This window comes from Bacillus sp. BC05(2025) (assembly GCF_056725905.1).
On record NZ_JBWYRA010000004.1, the window covers coordinates 165,191 to 185,538 of the forward strand.

The 20,348-nt window shown below is 34.9% G+C and carries 21 protein-coding genes; 18 read left to right on the top strand and 3 right to left on the bottom strand.

Going from position 1 to position 20,348, the window contains the following annotated elements; all coding sequences use genetic code 11:
* The first annotated feature begins 29 nt into the window (after window positions 1-29).
* Entirely contained in the window at window positions 30-650 is a 621-nt protein-coding gene (locus ACZ76X_RS14990; protein ID WP_479850846.1) for a YcnI family copper-binding membrane protein, read from the top strand.
* A 42-nt stretch (window positions 651-692) separates the two neighbouring features.
* Here ACZ76X_RS14990 and ACZ76X_RS14995 read toward each other — a convergent pair whose 3' ends face one another.
* Window positions 693-1,598, bottom strand: a complete 906-nt coding sequence (locus ACZ76X_RS14995; RefSeq protein ID WP_098667586.1) for a DMT family transporter — start codon at window positions 1,596-1,598, stop codon at window positions 693-695.
* Window positions 1,599-1,695: 97 nt separating this feature from the next.
* Here ACZ76X_RS14995 and ACZ76X_RS15000 point away from each other — a divergent pair, with 97 nt between their 5' ends.
* From ACZ76X_RS15000 to ACZ76X_RS15030, 7 genes are all read left to right on the top strand, one after another.
* Window positions 1,696-2,565 (top strand): LysR family transcriptional regulator, encoded by an 870-nt coding sequence (locus tag ACZ76X_RS15000; RefSeq protein WP_479850847.1) that lies wholly within the window; start codon window positions 1,696-1,698, stop codon window positions 2,563-2,565.
* A gap of 120 nt (window positions 2,566-2,685) precedes the next feature.
* Window positions 2,686-3,117 (top strand): Rrf2 family transcriptional regulator, encoded by a 432-nt coding sequence (locus ACZ76X_RS15005; protein ID WP_000704076.1) that lies wholly within the window; start codon window positions 2,686-2,688, stop codon window positions 3,115-3,117.
* Window positions 3,118-3,188: 71 nt separating this feature from the next.
* On the top strand, window positions 3,189-3,839 hold the full coding sequence (locus ACZ76X_RS15010; RefSeq protein ID WP_479850848.1) for a DsbA family oxidoreductase: 651 nt from the start codon (window positions 3,189-3,191) through the stop codon (window positions 3,837-3,839).
* Window positions 3,840-4,047: 208 nt separating this feature from the next.
* Complete coding sequence (locus ACZ76X_RS15015; RefSeq protein WP_479850849.1) at window positions 4,048-4,650, top strand: nitroreductase family protein; 603 nt, start codon at window positions 4,048-4,050, stop codon at window positions 4,648-4,650.
* Between the two features lie 126 nt (window positions 4,651-4,776).
* Window positions 4,777-4,908, top strand: a complete 132-nt coding sequence (locus ACZ76X_RS15020) for a hypothetical protein (RefSeq protein WP_000997344.1) — start codon at window positions 4,777-4,779, stop codon at window positions 4,906-4,908.
* Between the two features lie 111 nt (window positions 4,909-5,019).
* A complete protein-coding gene (locus ACZ76X_RS15025; RefSeq protein WP_479850850.1) occupies window positions 5,020-6,630 on the top strand; it encodes an amidase family protein in 1,611 nt (536 codons plus the stop codon).
* 181 nt (window positions 6,631-6,811) lie between these two features.
* Window positions 6,812-7,825: an AI-2E family transporter gene (locus tag ACZ76X_RS15030; RefSeq protein ID WP_479850851.1), complete on the top strand. Its 1,014-nt coding sequence runs from the start codon at window positions 6,812-6,814 to the stop codon at window positions 7,823-7,825.
* A 71-nt stretch (window positions 7,826-7,896) separates the two neighbouring features.
* Here ACZ76X_RS15030 and ACZ76X_RS15035 read toward each other — a convergent pair whose 3' ends face one another.
* Entirely contained in the window at window positions 7,897-8,841 is a 945-nt protein-coding gene (locus ACZ76X_RS15035; protein WP_127812874.1) for an L-lactate dehydrogenase, read from the bottom strand.
* A gap of 200 nt (window positions 8,842-9,041) precedes the next feature.
* Here ACZ76X_RS15035 and ACZ76X_RS15040 point away from each other — a divergent pair, with 200 nt between their 5' ends.
* Window positions 9,042-10,478 carry a flavin monoamine oxidase family protein gene (locus ACZ76X_RS15040; protein ID WP_479850852.1) on the top strand — a complete coding sequence of 479 codons (1,437 nt, stop codon included), beginning with the start codon at window positions 9,042-9,044 and terminating at the stop codon, window positions 10,476-10,478.
* A gap of 103 nt (window positions 10,479-10,581) precedes the next feature.
* Complete coding sequence (locus ACZ76X_RS15045) at window positions 10,582-11,505, top strand: CobW family GTP-binding protein (RefSeq protein WP_479850853.1); 924 nt, start codon at window positions 10,582-10,584, stop codon at window positions 11,503-11,505.
* A 107-nt stretch (window positions 11,506-11,612) separates the two neighbouring features.
* Here the strand turns inward: ACZ76X_RS15045 and ACZ76X_RS15050 are convergent, their stop codons facing one another.
* On the bottom strand, window positions 11,613-12,608 hold the full coding sequence (locus ACZ76X_RS15050; RefSeq protein ID WP_479850854.1) for an S-layer homology domain-containing protein: 996 nt from the start codon (window positions 12,606-12,608) through the stop codon (window positions 11,613-11,615).
* A 358-nt stretch (window positions 12,609-12,966) separates the two neighbouring features.
* On the opposite strand from ACZ76X_RS15050, the gene ACZ76X_RS15055 reads away from it, so the two are divergent.
* The 8 genes from ACZ76X_RS15055 (at window position 12,967) to ACZ76X_RS15090 (ending at window position 20,316) form a co-directional block, all read left to right on the top strand.
* Window positions 12,967-13,572: a TetR/AcrR family transcriptional regulator gene (locus ACZ76X_RS15055; protein WP_001290799.1), complete on the top strand. Its 606-nt coding sequence runs from the start codon at window positions 12,967-12,969 to the stop codon at window positions 13,570-13,572.
* Between the two features lie 15 nt (window positions 13,573-13,587).
* Window positions 13,588-15,078: an o-succinylbenzoate--CoA ligase gene (locus ACZ76X_RS15060; protein WP_479850855.1), complete on the top strand. Its 1,491-nt coding sequence runs from the start codon at window positions 13,588-13,590 to the stop codon at window positions 15,076-15,078.
* Window positions 15,079-15,082: 4 nt separating this feature from the next.
* Window positions 15,083-15,499 carry a MaoC family dehydratase gene (locus ACZ76X_RS15065; protein WP_479850856.1) on the top strand — a complete coding sequence of 139 codons (417 nt, stop codon included), beginning with the start codon at window positions 15,083-15,085 and terminating at the stop codon, window positions 15,497-15,499.
* Window positions 15,499-16,494 carry a 3-oxoacyl-ACP synthase gene (locus tag ACZ76X_RS15070; protein ID WP_479850857.1) on the top strand — a complete coding sequence of 332 codons (996 nt, stop codon included), beginning with the start codon at window positions 15,499-15,501 and terminating at the stop codon, window positions 16,492-16,494. Before ACZ76X_RS15065 ends, ACZ76X_RS15070 begins: the two co-directional genes overlap by 1 nt.
* Before the next feature lie 180 nt (window positions 16,495-16,674).
* Window positions 16,675-17,892: a substrate-binding domain-containing protein gene (locus ACZ76X_RS15075; protein ID WP_479850858.1), complete on the top strand. Its 1,218-nt coding sequence runs from the start codon at window positions 16,675-16,677 to the stop codon at window positions 17,890-17,892.
* An 89-nt stretch (window positions 17,893-17,981) separates the two neighbouring features.
* On the top strand, window positions 17,982-18,755 hold the full coding sequence (locus ACZ76X_RS15080) for an ABC transporter ATP-binding protein (RefSeq protein ID WP_098667572.1): 774 nt from the start codon (window positions 17,982-17,984) through the stop codon (window positions 18,753-18,755).
* Window positions 18,733-19,434: a branched-chain amino acid ABC transporter ATP-binding protein gene (locus tag ACZ76X_RS15085; protein WP_139867667.1), complete on the top strand. Its 702-nt coding sequence runs from the start codon at window positions 18,733-18,735 to the stop codon at window positions 19,432-19,434. Before ACZ76X_RS15080 ends, ACZ76X_RS15085 begins: the two co-directional genes overlap by 23 nt.
* Before the next feature lie 21 nt (window positions 19,435-19,455).
* Window positions 19,456-20,316 (top strand): branched-chain amino acid ABC transporter permease, encoded by an 861-nt coding sequence (locus ACZ76X_RS15090; protein ID WP_479850859.1) that lies wholly within the window; start codon window positions 19,456-19,458, stop codon window positions 20,314-20,316.
* Window positions 20,317-20,348: the final 32 nt, after the last annotated feature.

The window sequence follows — 20,348 nt, forward strand, 5'->3', positions numbered from 1 at the left end:
AGGTATAGATAAAAAGGAGTTAATAGAAAATGAAACGAATAAAAAAATTGGGTACAACAATAATCGCAACAATAATTGCAATGGGGATTTTTTCATTACCTGTTAGTGCGCACGTTACTGTAAAGCCAGAAACTTCTGACGTTGGTTCTTGGGAGACTTACACGATAAAAGTACCAGTTGAAAAGAATGTAGCAACGACAAAAGTTACATTGAAAATACCGTCTGGAGTAGAGTTCCAACAGTATGAACCAGTGCCAGGATGGAAAGTGGAAGAGAAAAAAGATAATGCTGGAAAAGTGAAAACTGTAGTATGGGAAGCAACAGGAGATGGGATTTTACCCGGTCAGTTCCAGCGATTTACTTTCGTCGCTAAAAACCCTGATAAAGAACAAAAAATAGCTTGGGATGCATATCAACAATATAAAGACGGAGAAATTGTTGAATGGACAGGCGATGAAAAAGCTGAAAAACCACATTCACTTACTACAATCGCAAAAGGTACGTCAGTAACAGGAGAACATGGTGAAGTGTCTAATGTAGAAAAGAATGAAGGTACTAGTAATATGCAATTGATAGCCATTGCCCTATCTATTTTGGCGATTGTATCGTCGGTAGGGGCGTGTATTTTTGTAGTGCGCCGTAAAAAGTAAGATATGAAAAAGAGCCTACAAACAGTAGGCTCTTTCCCATATCTATTTCACTTCAACCTGCGGCCTTACAGCGAGTGTCTTCGGCTTTATATTTACGAAACAAATACTCACCACAATAAATAATAGTCCGATGAATAAGCTAATCGTAATGGCCTCATGTAAGAAAATTGAGCTTACAATAATAGCGATTAGTGGAATAAGAAATGTATAAGCCCCAACTTTACTTGCTTCACCAGCTCCAACAAGAGTAAAGTATGCAAGCCATCCCATTGCAATAACAAAGAATGAAATAAAGAGTAGTACGCTAATAAATGGTATACTCCAAGCGATACTAGACCAGCTTTCAAACTCTGATCCAAATCCAATTAAGCAGAATCCACCAATAATAAGCTGCAGTGTTACCATCCAAATAGCATTAACGCGGTGCCCAGTCTTCTTAATAAATACTGTGCCAAGTGCCCAGCCAATCGCGCATCCTAACGCGAGAAGGATGCCGATAATAGAAATATGTCCAGTTAAACTACTAGAGCTAATCACACCTACGCCAATAAATCCGAGAACAAGCCCGAAAATTTTTAACCCGTACATAGATTCTTCAAGCCAAATCCATGAGAAAATGCCGAGTAAAACAGGTTGTAGAAAGACGATGGCGGAAAATAATCCAGCAGGCATATATTGAAGACCTACAGTTTGTAATCCGTAAAATATAATGATGTTAAGTAAAGAAGAAATAACGTATAAATGCCAAGTTTCTTTTAAGTGTAACTCTTTGTATTTCGGTAATGCGAACAGGAGTAAAATGAATCCTCCAATTAAAGTTCGAACGCCTGCGAATAAAACGGGTGGTGTATAATGCAGGGCAAACTTAGATAAAGGCCAATTGATTCCCCACATGAAAACGAGAAAGGTAAGGATGATGGCCGTCTTAGTTCGAGAAAGCTGTGTCACGGTAAGACCTCCTTGTTGTTATTCATTTCACTATGATATGATATGGACTGTAATAAATAAAATGAATCTTTTTTATAAGGAGTATAAGTGATTAGTTATGACTATTACACAACTGCAAGTATTAATAAAAACTGTTGAGTTAGGTAGTTTTACGAAGGCAGCTCGGGTGTTAAATATGACGCAGCCAGCGGTAAGTCATGCGATTTCAAGTATCGAGTCAGAGTTAGGAGTTACGATTCTTATACGTGATAAACGAAAAGGGCTAATCGTTACGGATGTAGGAAACAGAATTCTTGTACATATTAGAGAGATTTTGAACGGTGTAGAGAAGATTGAACAAGAAGTTGCGATGGAGAAAGGACACGAAGTTGGGACGATTCGAATTGGGAGTTTTCCGAGTGCTTCGGCACATTTCTTACCGAAAATGATAAATCATTTTAAGGAGAAGTATCCGAACTTAGAAGTCGTTCTTTGTGAAGGGACGATTCAAGAAGTTGAAGATTGGTTAGTATCGAGGGTTATTGATATAGGAATTGTTATTTTGCCTAATAAAGAGATGGAGATTGTTCCATTAACGAAAGGGAAAATGGTTGTTATCTTAAGAGATGATCATCCTCTTTGTAAGAAGGTCTCTATTACAATTCGTGATTTAGAGGATGAACCGATTATATTATGCAAGGGTGGATACGAACCACCTATTATTGATATGTTTAAACAAGCTAACGTACCACTTCGGGCTGAGTATGTAATATCAACCGTTACTACAGCTTTAAACATGATTCAAGAAGGATTAGGTATTGCAATATTAGCCGAATTATCTTTAATAAATTTACCACAGAATGTGCAAACGAGAGAATTGGAACCACAAGTATGGAGAGAAATTGCTTTAGCTGTTCCTTCATTAAAGGATTCTTCAATCGCTGTGCAGCTATTTATTGAGGAATTTCAAGCGTTATTTACAGAATAAAAAGAGGTGTCTCATATATCATAATGGGACACTTTTTAATTTGCTTATAAAAAATTTATGAAAAGGATTGACTTATTTTTATGTTGTAACTATAATGATTACATCGAGGTGGTGATTACGATGAAAATTAGTAGCCGCTTTTCTATAGCTGTTCATATATTATCTATTTTGAAAAACAATCCATCTTCACTTTGTACTTCAGACTATATGGCTGAAAGTGTAAACACAAATCCAGTAGTCATTCGCAAAATCATGTCGTACTTGAAACAAGCTGGTTTTGTATATGTAAATCGCGGTCCGGGTGGTGCGGGCTTATTAAAGGATTTACATGAAATCACATTGTTAGATGTGTATCATGCAGTAAATGTAGTGGAAGAAGATAAGCTATTTCATATTCACGAACAACCGAATCCAGATTGTCCAATTGGAGCAAATATTCAAGCTGTATTAGAAGTTATATTAATACAAGCACAATCTGCGATGGAAGAAGTTTTGAGAAATATTACGATGGGGCAGTTGTTTGAAACTTTGCAAGAAAAAATGAATGCTTAAATCATATTTATATTTTTTTATTATTAATGTAACTGATTTGATTACAACTATAAAGGTAAGGTGTAAAAGTTATGACTGTAAAAATGAAAGTATACTCAGATTTTATATGTCCATTTTGTTTTTTAGCAAAAGGTCCATTAGATGAGGTAGCGAAAGAGAATGATGTAGAGATTGAATGGATGCCATTTGAATTACGTCCAAGCCCATATTCAAAAATAGATCCATGGAATGAGCCGGAAAAATTAGGTTCATGGGATGCTTTCATTCTTCCAACTGCGAAGAAATTAGGAATTGATATGCGTTTGCCACGTGTTTCTCCGCATCCATATACACATTTAGCTTTCGAAGGATGTCAATTTGCGAAAGAGCGTGGACTTGGAAATGAGTATCATCACCGCGTATTCACAGCATTTTTCCAAGAAGAGCAAAACATTGAAGATATCGATGTTTTAACAAAATTAGCGGTAGAAGTAGGTCTTCCTGAAGCCGAATTTAAAGATGCTTTAATAACTCGTAAATATAAAGAAAAGCATGAAGAAGCGATTCAGCACGCATATGAGGAAGCGAATATTATGGCTGTTCCAACTGTCATGATTGGTAATGAAGTCATTCAAGGGCTTGCTAGTAAAGAAACGCTACAAAGAGTCATTGATAAAGAAATTGAAAAGGATAAAACAAATTCATTTGAAGGTATGCAATGTAATACAGATGGATATTGCTAATTCACTTGTTATGAAATAACAAAATAAAGTGAAACTTTAATCAGAGGGGGGTCTTCATCCTCCACTGATTATTAGCCCTCACCAATCGGACTTTAATGGGCAGTTCATCCCCCACCTAACTTCTTTGCTTTCGCTGAATTTTGAGGTGGGGGTCTTACTGCCCATTAAAGCGGGATAAATTATAAAACAAATATTTGGAGGAATGAAAATGTCAGCAACTACAACAAACTTAAAAGAAGCAATCGTGAACCGTCGTTCTATTCGTAAAGTAACAAAAAACGATGCAATTACGAAAGAAAGAATTGAAGAAGTTTTAAAAACAGCTTTACACGCACCAACATCTTTCAATATGCAAAGTGGCCGTATGGTTGTATTAATGGATGGAGAGCATGAAAAGTTTTGGGATATTGTTAAAGAAACACTAAGAGCCCGCGTACCAGCAGAAAACTTTGAAGCGACTGTAGAAAGATTAAAAGGTTTCCATACAGGTGTTGGGACTGTATTATTCTTTGAAGATCAAGCAACAGTAGAAAAAATGCAAGAAAATGCACCATTATATAAAGAGCAGTTCCCATTCTGGTCTCATCAAGGAAATGCAATGTTACAACATACTGTATGGATGTTATTATCAGCTGAAGGAATTGGTGCGTCTCTGCAACACTACAATCCAATCGTAGATGCTGAAGTGAAAGAAACTTGGAACATTCCAGCAGAGTGGAGCTTAGTAGGACAAATGCCATTTGGTGAGCCAAATGAACAACCAGGAGAAAGAACATTCTTACCTACTGAAGATGTAGTGAAATTTTATTAAGAAATACAATATGTAACGAGAAGGAAGCTGTGCTTAAAAACAGCTTCCTTTTTTGTAGTGGTGTTAATTTATGCGCATTTAGGGAAGAAATATAAGAAATAATACGGTGAGAAGGGAATTAGAAAAATGAATGATGAGAAAAAATATACAGTGGTAGGTACTGATGTTGAGGAAGTAAAGCGTTTAAATAAAAATTCAGGGTTAACGTATAATCAAGTGAAAGAAATGTTAGCAAAGCAAATGCAAAAAAAGAAGTAATTAGATTGAAATCTTTCATTTTTTCATTTAGCATTTTGATTGAAGAGAGTTAAGTAAAAGGTAACTCTCTTTTTTGTATAGCTAAGCATCTTATAGAGTGGAGGAAGCAACATGAAGAAATGGGTAAAGGTAACGCTGTCTATCGCTGGAGGTATTGTCTTATTAGCATGTGCTGGCGGATATTACGTGTATAAAAATTATTTTCCAAAGGGACCTGAGCGCATTGTATATGATAAAGAAAGAGTGCTACAACCGATACATAATCAACTTAAAGGAATCAATATAGAAAATGTAAAGATAAAAGAAAAAGAAATCGTAAATGCGACTGTAGATGAGCTTCAAAAAATGATTGATGATGGAAAGTTGTCATATGAAGAATTAACGAGTATTTATCTCTTTAGAATACAAGAACATGATCAAAATGGAACAACATTAAATTCTGTTACAGAAATAAATCCTAATGCGATGGAAGAAGCAAGGAAGTTAGATCAAGAGCGAGGTAGAAACAAAAAGTCGAATTTATATGGTATTCCTGTCGTTGTAAAAGATAATGTACAGACGGAAAAAGTGATGCCGACTAGTGCAGGAACTTATGTATTAAAAGATTGGATTGCAGATCAAGACGCAACAATTGTGAAGCGGTTCAAAGAAGAAGGGGCATTTGTTTTAGGAAAAGCGAATATGTCTGAGTGGGCGAACTATTTATCTTTTACAATGCCAAGTGGGTATAGTGGGAAGAAAGGACAAAATTTAAATCCGTATGGTCCGATCACATTCGATACTTCAGGATCAAGTTCAGGATCTGCTACAGTAGTTGCGGCAGATTTTGCGCCGCTTGCAATCGGAACAGAAACGACGGGATCGATTGTTGCACCCGCGGCGCAGCAATCAGTAGTTGGGTTACGTCCATCTTTAGGTATGGTAAGCAGAACAGGAATTATTCCGTTAGCTGAAACTCTTGATACAGCAGGACCTATGGCAAGAACGGTAAAAGATGCAGCAACGTTATTTAATGCAATGATAGGTTATGACGAAAAAGATATTATGACAGAAAAAATGAAAGATAAAGAAAGAATTGATTATACAAAGGATTTATCAATAGATGGATTAAAAGGGAAAAAGATAGGACTTCTTTTTTCTGTAGACCAACAAGATGAAAATAGAAAAGCAGTAGCAGAAAAAATTAGAAAAGACCTTCAAGATGCAGGTGCGATATTAACTGATAATATCCAGTTAAGTGCTGAGGGTGTAGATAATTTGCAAACATTAGAATATGAGTTCAAGCATAATGTAAACGACTATCTTTCACAGCAAAAGAATGTACCGGCAAAATCGTTAGAAGAGATTATAGCGTTTAATAAAAAGGATAGTAAAAGACGAATAAAATACGGACAAACATTAATTGAGGGATCTGAAAAATCTGCTATAACGAAAGAAGAGTTTGAAAACGTAGTGCAAACGAGTCAAGAAAATGCAAGAAAAGAGCTAGATAGGTATTTAGTAGAAAAAGGTTTGGATGCTCTAGTTATGATTAATAACGATGAAGTTCTTCTATCAGCTGTAGCTGGTTATCCGGAATTAGCGGTTCCTGCTGGATATGATAAAAATGGAGAACCAATCGGTGTAGTGTTTGTAGGGAAACAGTTTGGTGAAAAAGAGCTTTTTAATATTGGATATGCGTATGAACAGCAGTCTAAAAATAGAAAATCACCTAATTTATAAAAGATTATATGAAAAATAACTGGAATCCACCGAAATATGTTGGTGGATTCTAGTTAAACGAATCTAACAATATGAAAAGAAAAAAAGGATTCTTCTCAATTAGTAAGAAAGATTGTCTATAGGAGTTCATAAAATGTAATATATTCAATTTCCATCCATTGAAGGGGGAGGTTAAATTTTAATGAATGAAGTGAAAAATTTCTTTCGAAGCAGAGGGTTTCAACGGTTTCTCGTTTTAATAATAGTAGCGCTTGTATTATACGGATTAAAAAGTATGATTAATTTAATATTGATTACGTTTATACTGACGTTTTTAATGGATCGGTTTCAACGTTTTATTTCAAATAAATTGAAAGTGAATCGGAAAATTGTTATCGCATGTTTGTATATAATATTAGTAACTTTTATCGGCACAACATTATATAAATATTTACCTGTGCTAACGATACAAATTTCCCAATTGATTTATCAGTTTAGGTTGTTTTTTCAAAATCCACCTGATAATGAAATCATTAAATATGCACTCTCAACAATTAATGGGATGGAAGTATCAAAATATATAGAACAAGGTGTAGATGTCATATATCAATCGATTGCAAATATAGGAAAAGTTAGTTTGCAAATACTACTCTCTCTTATTTTAAGTTTATTTTTCTTGTTAGAAAAAGAACGCATAATATCATTTACTTCGAAATTTAAAAATAGTAGTCTGAAGGTTTTTTATGAGGAGATTGCATATTTTGGCGAAAGGTTTGCAAGGTCGTTCGGTAAAGTAATTGAAGCGCAGTTTTTAATTGCGGTTGTCAATTGTATTCTTACTGTCATTGCATTAATGGTTTTAGGATTTCCGCAGCTTCTCGTATTGGCTGTCATGATTTTCTTACTAGGATTGATTCCTGTTGCAGGTGTGATTATTTCTTTGTTTCCACTTTGTATCATTGCTTACAACGTAGGCGGAGTTATGTATGTCGTATACATACTTGTGTTCATTACAGTAATCCATGCTCTTGAAAGTTATTTTTTAAACCCGAAGTTTATGTCTGCGAAAACGAATTTACCAATCTTTTATACATTTATGATTCTCATCTTTTCAGAGCATTTCCTTGGAATATGGGGGCTTATTATCGGGATACCAATCTTTATCTTCTTATTAGATGTACTTAATGTAAACAATGAAGAATCAATTAGAAAATAACGAATATTTTATATGAGCGAACAATGAAAAAGCAATCCAAAATAAAATGGATTGCTTTTTTACTATACATATTAAAGAACTGGAGCCATAGTTTCTTTCAACACTTGAACAGAGTGATCGAATTTTAATTCTTCTTCTTCACTTAATTCCACTTCTAAAATTTCACGAACACCGCTGCGATTTAAAACAGCAGGGACACCGATATAAACATCTTTTTGACCGTATTGACCTTCTAAATATGCCGAAACAGTTAATACACTATTTTCGTCGTTTAAAATGGCTTTAGTAACACGTAGAAGGGACATACCGATACCATAGTAAGTTGCACCTTTTCGCTCAATAATATGGTAAGCTGCATCACGAACGTTTATGAAAATTTTGTCTAAATCTTCTTGATTATACGTGTTGTCTTTTTCAAGCAGTGTCTGTAGTTTTTGGATACCAACGGAAACGTGGCTCCAAACTGGAAGTTCAGTATCGCCATGTTCTCCGATAATATAGGCGTGAATGTTGTGTGGACCAATATCGAAGTACTCACCTAACATATAGCGGAAACGAGCAGAATCAAGTGTTGTACCAGAACCAATTACGCGCTCTTTAGGTAAACCAGATTCTTTCCAAGTTACGTAAGTTAAAATATCGACAGGGTTAGTTGCGATTAAGAAGATACCATCGAAGCCGCTATCCATAATACTGCGAACGATTTGTTTAAAGATTTTTGCGTTTTTCTCAACTAAATCTAAACGTGTTTCGCCTGGTTTTTGTGGTAATCCAGCTGTAATGACTACAAGATCTGCATCTTTACAATCTTCGTAGCTACCTTTCCATACTCTAGTTGGAGCTGGTGCAAAAGGAACAGCATGACTTAAATCCATCGCTTCTCCTTCAGCTTTTGCCTCGTTTACATCTACTAAAACAAATTCTTCAGCTACAGCTTGGTTAATCATGCAGTAAGCATAACTACATCCAACCGCTCCTGTTCCTACTAATACAACTCGGTTAATACCTTTTTTCATTTCAAAATTCCTCGCAATTTCATTGATTTTATTATGTAAGATAATACGTCTTACTTCTATAGAGTCATATCTAGTTTATTACATTTTATAAAAGATATTCAAGTAATTGAAAATGTATCCTTGCAATTCTTTGCATGAAACATAGGAAGCAAGTTAACCGAATATAATGCAATAAAATCCTTTATTGAAGGGGAAAAGGCATGATACAGCCATTAACGATGGAAAGAATGCTTCATATTATTAATGTGGGGCTCGTTAAGACGAATAACCCAAAGCAGGTTGTTATTGCTGGTGCAGGAATTTCAGGGTTAGTTGCAGCGTCTTTATTGAAAGAAGCAGGGCATGACATAACAATTTTAGAAGCGAATAACCGAATAGGCGGAAGAATATATACGATGCGCGAACCGTTTAGCAGAGGTTTATATTTTAATGCAGGGCCAATGCGAATTCCTGAAACACATGAGTTAACTTTAGCATACATTCGCAAATTTAAATTACCGTTAAATCTGTTTATAAATAAAACCGCTTCAGATATTATTTATACGAATAATATTAAAACGAGATTGAGCTTGTTTGAAACAAACCCAAGTATACTTGGATATCCCATTTTAGAGAATGAAAAAGGAAAAACGGCAGAAGAGTTAATGTTAGTAGTATTAGAACCAATACTTAATTTTATAAAAAAAGATCCTAATATAAACTGGATTATCATTGAAAAAAAGTATAAAGCATATTCGCTTGGCTCCTTTTTAATGGAGTATTATTCAGACGGAGCAATCGATATGATCGGTGTACTTCTTGATATGGAAGCATATATGGGAATGTCTTTAATTGAAGTATTACGTGAAATGATCTTTTTTACTTCAACGACAAAATATTACGAGATAACGGGCGGAATGGATGCATTACCAAATTCATTTTTACCGAAGTTAAAAGATAATCTTTTTATGTCGTATAAAGTAGAGAAAATCATACAAGAAGGTAATAAAGTAATGTTACAAGGAAGTCATGCGCATACGTTAAAGCAATTTACAATAACAAGTGATAGTGCTATTATTACAATTCCATTTTCAGCGTTACGCTTTGTAGAAGTTCAGCCATATCATTTATTCTCTTATTTTAAAAGACGAGCAATTCGTGAGTTAAATTATATTGCTGCAACTAAAATTGCGATAGAGTTTAAAAGTAGATTTTGGGAGAAAGCGGGACAGTGTGGCGGTAAATCGATTACAGATTTACCTATACGATTTACATATTATCCGAGTTATGGCATCTATACACCAGGAGCAGCCATCGTTTTAGCAAGTTATACGTGGGCAGATGAGGCATTAACATGGGATAGTCTCTCGCAAAGAGATCGTATTCGTTACGCATTAAAAAATTTAGCGGAAATATACGGTGACATCGTCTATAGTGAATTTGTTACTGGCTCATCTTTTAGCTGGAGTAAAAATACGTATTCTTGCGGCGCATTTACAGCTTTCGAACCGGGGCAAGAACTCGAGTTATTTCCGTATATTACATCACCAGCTGGAAAAGTACACTTTGCAGGAGAGCATACGACATTAACACATGGGTGGATGCAAGGAGCAATAGAGTCTGGAATTAGAGTTGCGTATGATGTAAATGAACAGTGAAGATATATTTACAAATCACTACTCTTTTAATAAAATAATAAATATAAATCGTAATTATTACGCTTTGAATACGTTTGAAATAAAGAAATGGATGGTCGATCACATGAATAAAGTAGAAATTCATATATTAGGTGGTTTTTTAGGAAGTGGAAAATCAACATTATTACAAAATCTATTGTTAGCGGAGAAAAAGAAAAATAGAAAAGTTGCAGTATTAATGAATGAAATTGGTGAATACTCGGTAGACACAGATATTATTGGAAAAGAGAATGTTTTAAGAGAACTTCTGAAAGGATGTATTTGTTGTACGCTAAAAGAAGAGCTTGAAATACAGTTGCATTCGTTATATCAGCAAGAAAGACCAGATGTCATTTATATAGAAACGACAGGTGTTGCGCATCCAATAGAAGTGTTAGATGCATGTGTATCACCAATTTTAGCACCTTTCTTAGAAGTGAAATCAATTGTAGTCGTTTTAGATGCAGTAAGATGGTTAAATCGAAGTGTATTAAGTGCAAACGTTCAGCAATTATTGCATGAGCAACTGAAGTTTGGTAGCCACATTTTAATTAATAAATCAGATTTACTAACAGATACGGATAAGAACAAAGTAATAGAAGAAGTGAAAGTGATAAATAATCATGCGAAATTGTTTGAAACAAAATATTGTAATATAACTTTAGAAGACATAGAAGAAGTTGAATTTACGAATGGCGCGGAACATGAGACACTACATGTAAAACAGCATTTACATATACAAACGATGACATATCAATTTACGATATCGATTGATCAAGACAATTTATATGAATGGCTTTCAAAGTTACCAGACAGTATTTATCGTGTAAAAGGATTTGTTAAATTCCATGGAGATAAATACCCGCACCTATTCCAATATTCATTTGGGGTACCTACTTTACTGGAACAAGACTTCGGTTTCCCGACGAACTTGGTAGTAATAGGGGAAGGGCTAGATAAAAAACAATTGACTGAAGGGTTAGAGGGAGTAGAAAATAATTCTAATTAAGATGAAAGGGTGCTGCCCCATAAGTTGGTGAAAACGACTTATGGGGGAGTCCTTTTATTTTTTATGAGTAACCATTCAGCTACTTATATTCATGATAAATAGTCTTTTTAGTATTTTCGTTTTCCAAGAGAAACACTTATACTAGTACTAGAGTCTCTTCTAAACTCAATTTTGCGACCATCTAATTCTATTGTTCGAGAGCTTGCAGTAGGGTTTTTAATTAAACTATATAGATAATCTGTTTTAGTTGGTAGTAGTGTGTTTAGAATTTTTTTCACCGGCTCATTTAATACAGAATCATCACTATGAATAGACATTCTATATGCGCTGTCATCATAAGGAGAAAAATTAAAATACATAATGCCATCATATGTATGACCAGTTTTAGTATATACATAGTTATAATCAGTTTTTAAAAATCCAGAATCAATCAATATATTCTCAATTTCTTTGTACTTATCCTCATCTTTTGCAGGAATAGAATCAGGAACAAAATAAGGGCTTACATTAATTGCTTTATACATAAACGTTGCAAATTGTTCTCTTGTTACATTCATTTCTCCGCCATATTGATAGTTTCCAATTCCTTTTGTAATACCATTACTATACAATGAACGAACAGCGTCTGTTGCCCAAAAATTATTTGGAACATCATAGAAAAGGTCGTTTGTTTTTACAGATAGATGAAACGCTTTTTGTAAGATAACAGCCATTTCATATCGAGTTAATGTATCATCTGGTCTAAATTTGTCAGTGCTACTGTCCCCTGTCATAATTCCTTTTTGAGCAACTGCTTTAATATTGTTTTCAAACATATGCCCATGAATATCAGAGAAATGTTTAGTTGTAGATCCGGTATTTTCTAGTTTTAAGTATCTTGAAATAATCGCAGCTACTTGTCCACGAGTTACATTGTCCCCAAATCCAAATTTTCCGTTACCATAACCACTAATGACCTTTTTTTCAGTTAAGTAGTTAATCGAATCTTTAGACCAGTGCTCCATTGGTACATCGATGAAATGTTCAGTTTGTGCATGAGCATTCGTTGCGCCGAATAATGTGGCGGTAATTAAGCCTGTTGCAAGTACATGTTTAAAATTCATTATGATTCCTCCTAAGTATATAAAACAATATTTTCTCACTCATATCCGTTACTTTTAAGTGATAATCAATTATATATTATATTAGTATATTTAGATTTTGTAAAATAAAGATTTGCTTTCGTGATATTTCTTAAATATATATGGTGTTATGTGAGGGAGGTAAGTGTAAAAAACTCAACTGACGAGGGCGTTTATTCATTCTGATTAGGAATGTGTTATAAAATTCTCACTAATTAGTAGTTAGTCAACAGAAGCCAACCTTTGTTGGGATATAGAAAAACACTTGCAGATTTTGTCTAACAATAATAATTGTAAAATTCAGAAATGTATTTATAATCAAATCTAAGAGGTGATTCAGGTGTCAGAAAAAATAATAATGGATGTAAAAAATCTAACAACAAAAGGGTTAGAAACGAGAGAGAAATTATTGTGTGCTGCAGAAGAGGTATTTGGTAGTAAAGGATATTATGAGGCTTCTATCGTGAATATTACACAAGAAGCAAAGGTAGCACACGGAACTTTCTATAATTACTTTCCATCTAAAAAAGATATATTCGATGAATTAATTCGCAGATTGAACCGTGAGTTACGCTTAATTATTAAAGAAGAAATGAAGGGAATATCAAGTTATGAAGAGGCACAAAGAAGAGGTTTTCAGGCTTTTTTTCGGTGGGTAAAAGATCGACCTAATCTATATAACATTGTACAGCAGGCAGTAGTTGTTGATGATAACTTATATAGATGGTACTATGCAAAGCTCGCAAATGGATTTTTAAAAAGTTTATCGGCTGGTATGGAAGCGGGAGAGTTTAAACAACTTGATAAAGAAACAATTGCGTATTGTCTTATGTCAATTGGACAATTTTTAGGAATGCGATGGGGTTATTGGGAAGAGAAAGATGTTCCGGAAGATGTATTTGAAGCGGCGATGTCATTAATATTTGAAGGATTGAGAAAGAGATAAGGGAGTGGAGGAAATATGCAAGGCATTGCTTATTGGATTGAAAAACGGTCCTATTTACATCCAGATCGCATTGCCATTATTACAGAAGAGGAGGAAATAACATATAAACAGTTACATGAGTATGTAAGTAAAGTAGCAGCCTATTTAATTTACGACTTAAATATGCAAAAAGGAGAAAGGATAGCCATTTTATCACAAAATAGCTTGGAATATATTGTACTTTTGTTTGCTATAGCAAAGGTAGAATGTATTGCTGTTCCACTTAATATACGGTTAACAGAAAATGAACTTATCTTTCAGTTAAAGGATAGTGGAACTACAGTTTTATTTGTAGAGGAGCCATTTCAAAATATGGCAATGACAATGCATAAGGTATCGTATGTTCAAAGAGTTATTTTAATTAAAAGTTTAAAAGAAATAGAAGATAGAAAAAGTGACAACTTTGAAGAGATAAATGAAAGCGCATCCTTTATTATATGTTATACATCAGGTACAACAGGAAAACCGAAAGGAGCCGTACTTACACAAGAAAATATGTTTTGGAATGCGCTTAACAATACATTTGCGATTGACTTAACTATGCACGACCGCTCTATTGTATTATTACCTTTATTTCATATTGGTGGAATTGGTTTATTCGCATTTCCAACTTTATTTGTAGGTGGCGTAATTATTATTCCAAGAAAATTCGAACCAACAACAGCCCTTTCCATGATAGAAAAACATAAAGTGACTGTCGTAATGGGAGTACCTACAATTCATCAAGCATTGATTAATTGCCCAAAGTTTGAAACTACAAAATTACAATCAGTTCGCTGGTTTTATAACGGTGGTGCTCCATGTCCAGAAGAGTTGATGAGAGAATTTATAGATAGAGGATTTTTATTTGGTCAAGGATTTGGCATGACTGAAACATCACCAACCGTATTTATGCTTTCAGAAGAAGATGCAAGACGTAAAGTAGGTTCAATTGGAAAACCTGTTCTGTTTTGTGATTATATACTTATTGATGGAAATAAAAATAAGGTTGGAATCGGTGAAGTTGGGGAGTTACTTATAAGAGGACCGAATGTAATGAAAGAGTATTGGAATCGACCAGATGCAACAAAAGAAACAATTCAAGATGGTTGGTTATATACGGGAGATTTAGCTAAAGTTGATGAAGAAGGTTTTGTATACATTGTTGGTAGAAAAAAAGAAATGATAATTTCCGGTGGTGAAAATATTTATCCACTTGAGGTAGAGCAGGTCATTAATAAGATTTCGGAGGTATATGAGGTAGCGGTTGTTGGCAGGCAACATGTAAAGTGGGGGGAGATTCCAATCGCTTTTATTGTGAAAAAGAGTAGCAGTGAATTAACTGAAAAGGAAGTCATTGAACATTGTCGTTTATTTCTAGCAAAATATAAAATACCGAAAGAAATTGTTTTTATAGAGGAATTGCCCAAAAATGCAACTGGTAAAATTCAAAAAGTACAGTTAGCAAATCAATTGAGAAGCAGGTGAAGAGATGGCGATGTATAGCACTGGTCAACAGGCATCATGTAGTAAAACAATAACAGAAACAGATTTTGTATTATTTGCAGGTTTGAGTGGGGATTTTAATCCAATTCATATTGATCATGAGTATGCGAAACAAACTAGATTTAATCAAAGGATAGCACATGGTCTACTAACTTCTAGTTTATTATCACAATTACTTGGGATTCATTTACCTGGAAAAGGATCCGTTTATATGGAACAAACTATTAAATTTACAGCACCAGTTTTTATAGGAGATACAATTACAGCTACGGCTACAGTGCAAGAATTTATGATAGAAAAGAGAGTTTTGAAATTGTTAACTGAATGTCATAATCAAAAAGGAGATTTAGTATTGACAGGTGTAGCGACGATGATGGTGCCAAAAGAAGGAGGAGTAGTCTAATGAATATTGGGGTTGAAACGACTGGTGTTTTCTTCCCAAAAGACGTAGAGACGGCTGCAGATCTATCTAAGAAAACAGGCATCCCTGAGAAAATTATTATAGAAAAGTTTGGTTTATATGAAAAACATGTCGCAGACGAAACGATGCATGCATCAGATTTAGCTATTGCTGCTGCAAAGCCAATCTTATTACAAATAGATCCTCAATCTATTGATATAGTCATTTATTTTGGCAGTCCACATAAAGATTACCACGTATGGTCAAGCGCCCCAAAAATTCAGCATGAACTTGGATTGAAAAATGCTTATGCTTTTGAAATTATGAATGTTAGTTCTTGCTTTCCTATTGCTCTCAAAGTCGCAAAAGATATGCTCTACTCCGATAACTCAATTGAAAATATATTATTAGTAGGTGGATGTAAAGAATCTCAAATTGTAGATTATGATAATCCACGCTCACGTTTTATGTTTAATTTCGCTGATGGCGGAAGCGCAGCTTTAGTGAAAAAAGATGCTAGCAACGGTGAAATATTAGGAAGTGCGATTATAACAGATGGTTCATTTCATGAAGATGTACGTATTCCAGCAGGTGGATCAAAGCAGCTTGCGAGCTATGATACAGTTGAGAATCGACAACATTATATTGATGTAATAGATCCTAATAGTATGAAAGAGCGTCTAGACCGGGTTTCAATCCCTAATTTTGACAAGGTGATTCGAGAGGCATTAAGAAAAAGTGGGTTAACTCCTAAAGATATTAAAGTATTGTTACCATTGCATACAAAACGTTCTATGTTAATAGAATTGATACAGGGGTTAGGGCTAGAAGAAGAACAAGTTGTATATTTAGATCATTATGGACATATGTCAGCGCTTGATCCTTGCATTGGTCTGCACTTTTCAAATGAACAGGGAAAATTACAGCCTGGAGATATTGCAGTAGTAGTTAGTGCAGGGACTGGGTATACGTGGGCAGCGACTGTGATTAGGTGGTGAAAAATACTAAATGAATACACAAGAAATGGAGGTATTTGGAAAGAGGTGGCGAATGTAAAGGTACTTCATTAATTTTCTAAACAATCTCGTTTATATGATTCAAAGAAAAAGTCATAATTACGGATGGGGAACTTTGGCGTGTTTGATTCTATCAGAAAGTAAAGTATGGGGAGGATCACAATGTCGATGAAAAAACGTAAATGGCTAAGAATGATGGCTACTGGTTGTGTTCTAGGTTCATTATTAATAACGGCAGCTTGTTCAGGAAAGAAGGCAAGTACAGAAGATGAAAAGACGGTTAAGGTAGGGGTTCTTGCTTCGTTAACAGGTCCATTAGAATCATATGGAAAACAAACAGTGAACGGATTTGAATTAGGGTTAGACTATGCAACCGGTGGAACTGGGAAAGTGGAAGGGAAGAAGATTAAGTTTGTTGTAGAAGATACAGAAACAAAAGCTGATGTAGCAGTTAAAAAAGCTACGAAGTTATTAGAAGAAGAGAAAGTTGATTTTTTAGTCGGATCGTCTAGTTCAAGTGATACATTAGCGGTTTTACCATTAGCTGAAGAATATGAAAAAATAATGGTTGTAGAACCGGCAGTAGCTGATAGTATTACCGGGAAGAACTGGAATAAATATATTTTTAGAACAGGTAGAAATTCATCTCAAGATGCAGTCGCTGGTGCTGCAGCAATTGCTAAAAAAGATGTGAAAATAGCGACGTTAGCACAAGATAATGCTTACGGCCGTGAAGGGATTGCTGCATTTAAAGCTGGAGCGAAGAAATTAGGTGCGAATATTGTAAACGAGCAATATGCTGATACAAATTCGACTGACTTCACTGCAAATATTCAAAATATTATTAGCTCAAAACCAGATTATTTATTTATCGTTTGGGCAGGGGCGAATTCACCTTGGAAACAGTTGAAGGATATGAATGTAGAAGCACAAGGTATTAAAATTTCTACGGGTGCACCAGATATACCGGCATTAAAAACAATGGATGCATTAGTAGGAATGCAAGGCTTTTCTGTTTATTATCATACACTCCCGAAAAATAAGGTGAATGATTGGTTAGTGGAAGAACATAAAAAACGATTTAATGGTACGGTGCCAGATTTATTTACAGCAGGTGGAATGTCAGCGGCAATTTCAATTGTAGAAGCTTTAAAGAAATCAAAAGGAGATACAGATGTAGATACGTTGATTAAGAAAATGGAAGGAATGGAATTTGATACACCGAAAGGAAAGATGAAGTTTAGGGAAAAGGATCACCAAGCGATGCAGACGCTTTATTCTATCACGTTGAAAAAGCAAGATGGTGTTGACTATCCAGTGCCAGTATTAGAGCGAGAATTAACGATGAAAGAGACAGAACCACCAGTTCAAAATAAATAGACTGAATTTTCTGTTGTTTTTGTATAAAGAGGGGACCCCCTCTTTATACGTATTTCTTTCATACTTAAAGCTTTACAGGGAGGGATTTCATGACGCATTTGCTTGAAACGAAAAATCTTAGCGTATCTTTTGGTGAACATCACGTTATTAAGGATGTGAATGTAACAGTACAAAAAGGAAAGCTTATTTCCATTATTGGACCAAATGGTGCAGGAAAGACAACGTTATTTAATTTACTTAGTGGACAAATTCCTCCAACAAAGGGTGAAGTATATTTTAAAGGACAAGACATTACAAAGTTATCAATTTCAGATCGAACTCGATTAGGAATTGGTCGTTCTTTTCAACTTACAAATATATTCCCAGAGTTAACGGTACTTGAAAATGTTCGTTTAAGTGTTCAATCATTCGTACAAGATTATTATAGTTTCTTTCCGAGTTCGGCAAAATATAAGCAACAAGTTGGAGAGGCGAGACGTTTTTTAAAAACAGTATTACTTCAGGAGAAGGAACATGTATTAGCGAAAGATTTAGCGCATGGAGAAAAAAGAAAGTTAGAGCTTGCGATGTTATTAGCTTTAAAAACGGATGTGTTGCTACTTGATGAGCCGACTGCAGGTATATCAGTTGAGGAGGTACCGGCTATTTTACAAGTGATTGAAAATATTAAAAAACATCCAGAGAGTACAATTGTACTGATTGAACACAAAATGGATATGGTACTAGGTTTGTCAGACCATCTTATCGTTTTATTCCATGGAGAACTATTGGCTGAAGGATTGCCTGAAGAGATTATGAAAGATGAGCGTGTACAAAGTGCTTATTTAGGGGGATTATATAGTGGCACTATTACAAGTGAATAATATAGAGACGTATTTAGATCAGTTTCATATTTTACAAGGGGTATCTCTTACTGTTGAGAAAGGGACGATTACTGTACTGTTTGGGAGAAATGGGGCAGGAAAGACTACGACATTACGTTCGGTTATGGGATTTCACCATATCGCACATGGTGAAATTTATTACGATCATACACAAGTAAATGGACTATCTACACATTTAATTTCAAGAAAAGGAATAGGGTATGTACCAGAAAATCAAGGTATTTTTCACGATCTGACAGTAGAAGAAACATTCGCTCTTGCTAGAGGAAAGGGCGAAGAAGCAGAAGAGAAAATCGAGTGGATGCTTGAATTATTTCCAGATTTAAAGCAGTTTTGGCACAAAAAAAGCGGGCTCTTAAGCGGAGGACAAAAGCAAATGCTAGCAATTTCAAGAGCGTTTATTAATAGTGATGGTTTATTACTTATTGATGAGCCGAGTAAAGGCTTGTCCCCCATTATGATAGAAAAGTTAATGATAGCCATTTTAAAAATGAAAGAGAAAACAACAGTTTTACTCGTTGAACAAAATTTTATGATGGCTAGTCAAATTGGTGATTACTTTTATATTATGGATAACGGAAAAATTGTTCATAACGGTTTTATGCATGAATTAAAAGAGGATAAGGAAATGTGTCATAAATATTTAGGAATCTCTTAACATGAATCCGAGGTGAGAAGGATGGATGTGTTAATCAATTTATTTGTAAATGGGATTTCAACAGGGATGCTCATTTTTTTATTAGCATCAGGTCTTTCACTTATTTTCGGTTTAATGAGTGTTCTAAACTTCGCACATGGTGGTTTATTTGCGTGGGGAGCGTTTACAGGTGTTTGGCTATTTAATATGACAGGTAGTTATGTATTAGCGTTAACTGGAGCAATAGCTATGGGGATGTTTCTTGGCTTCGTTTTAGAAAGATTCCTTATTAGACCGGTGTATGGAAATCATGTTCGCCAGCTTCTTGTGACACTTGGAGGAATGCTTGTACTAAGTGAATGCATTAAAGTATTTTGGGGCTCTAATCCAATTGGTGCAAAATTACCGTTATGGCTACAGGGAAGTTTTACATTCGGAGGCGTTATATTAATAAAATATCGTCTATTCGTTATTATAATTGGGATCATCATATACATCGCCTTACTATTATTACTTAAAAAAACAAAGATAGGTCTTATGATACGAGCTGGTGTAATGGATAAAGAGATGGTTCAAGCGCTCGGTATTAATGTAAAAGCGATATTTTCTTTCGTCTTTTTATTAGGAGCAGGGATGGCTGCCTTAGGTGGCTTCTTATTAGCACCATATTCAGGCGTGATTTTCGCCGAGATGGGTATGCAGTATGCAATTTTAGCGTTCATAGTAGTAATTATTGGAGGGTTAGGGAGCGTACAAGGTTCAGCAATCGCGTCTTTAATTGTCGGATTAGCTGGTGCTTTTACAGCGTATTTTATACCGGATTTATCACTCGCAATTAATATGTTAATGTTACTATTTTTCTTAATAGTGAAGCCAACTGGACTTGTTGGTGAAAAGGGGTGAAATGGTGAACAACACATCGGACCGAATTAAAG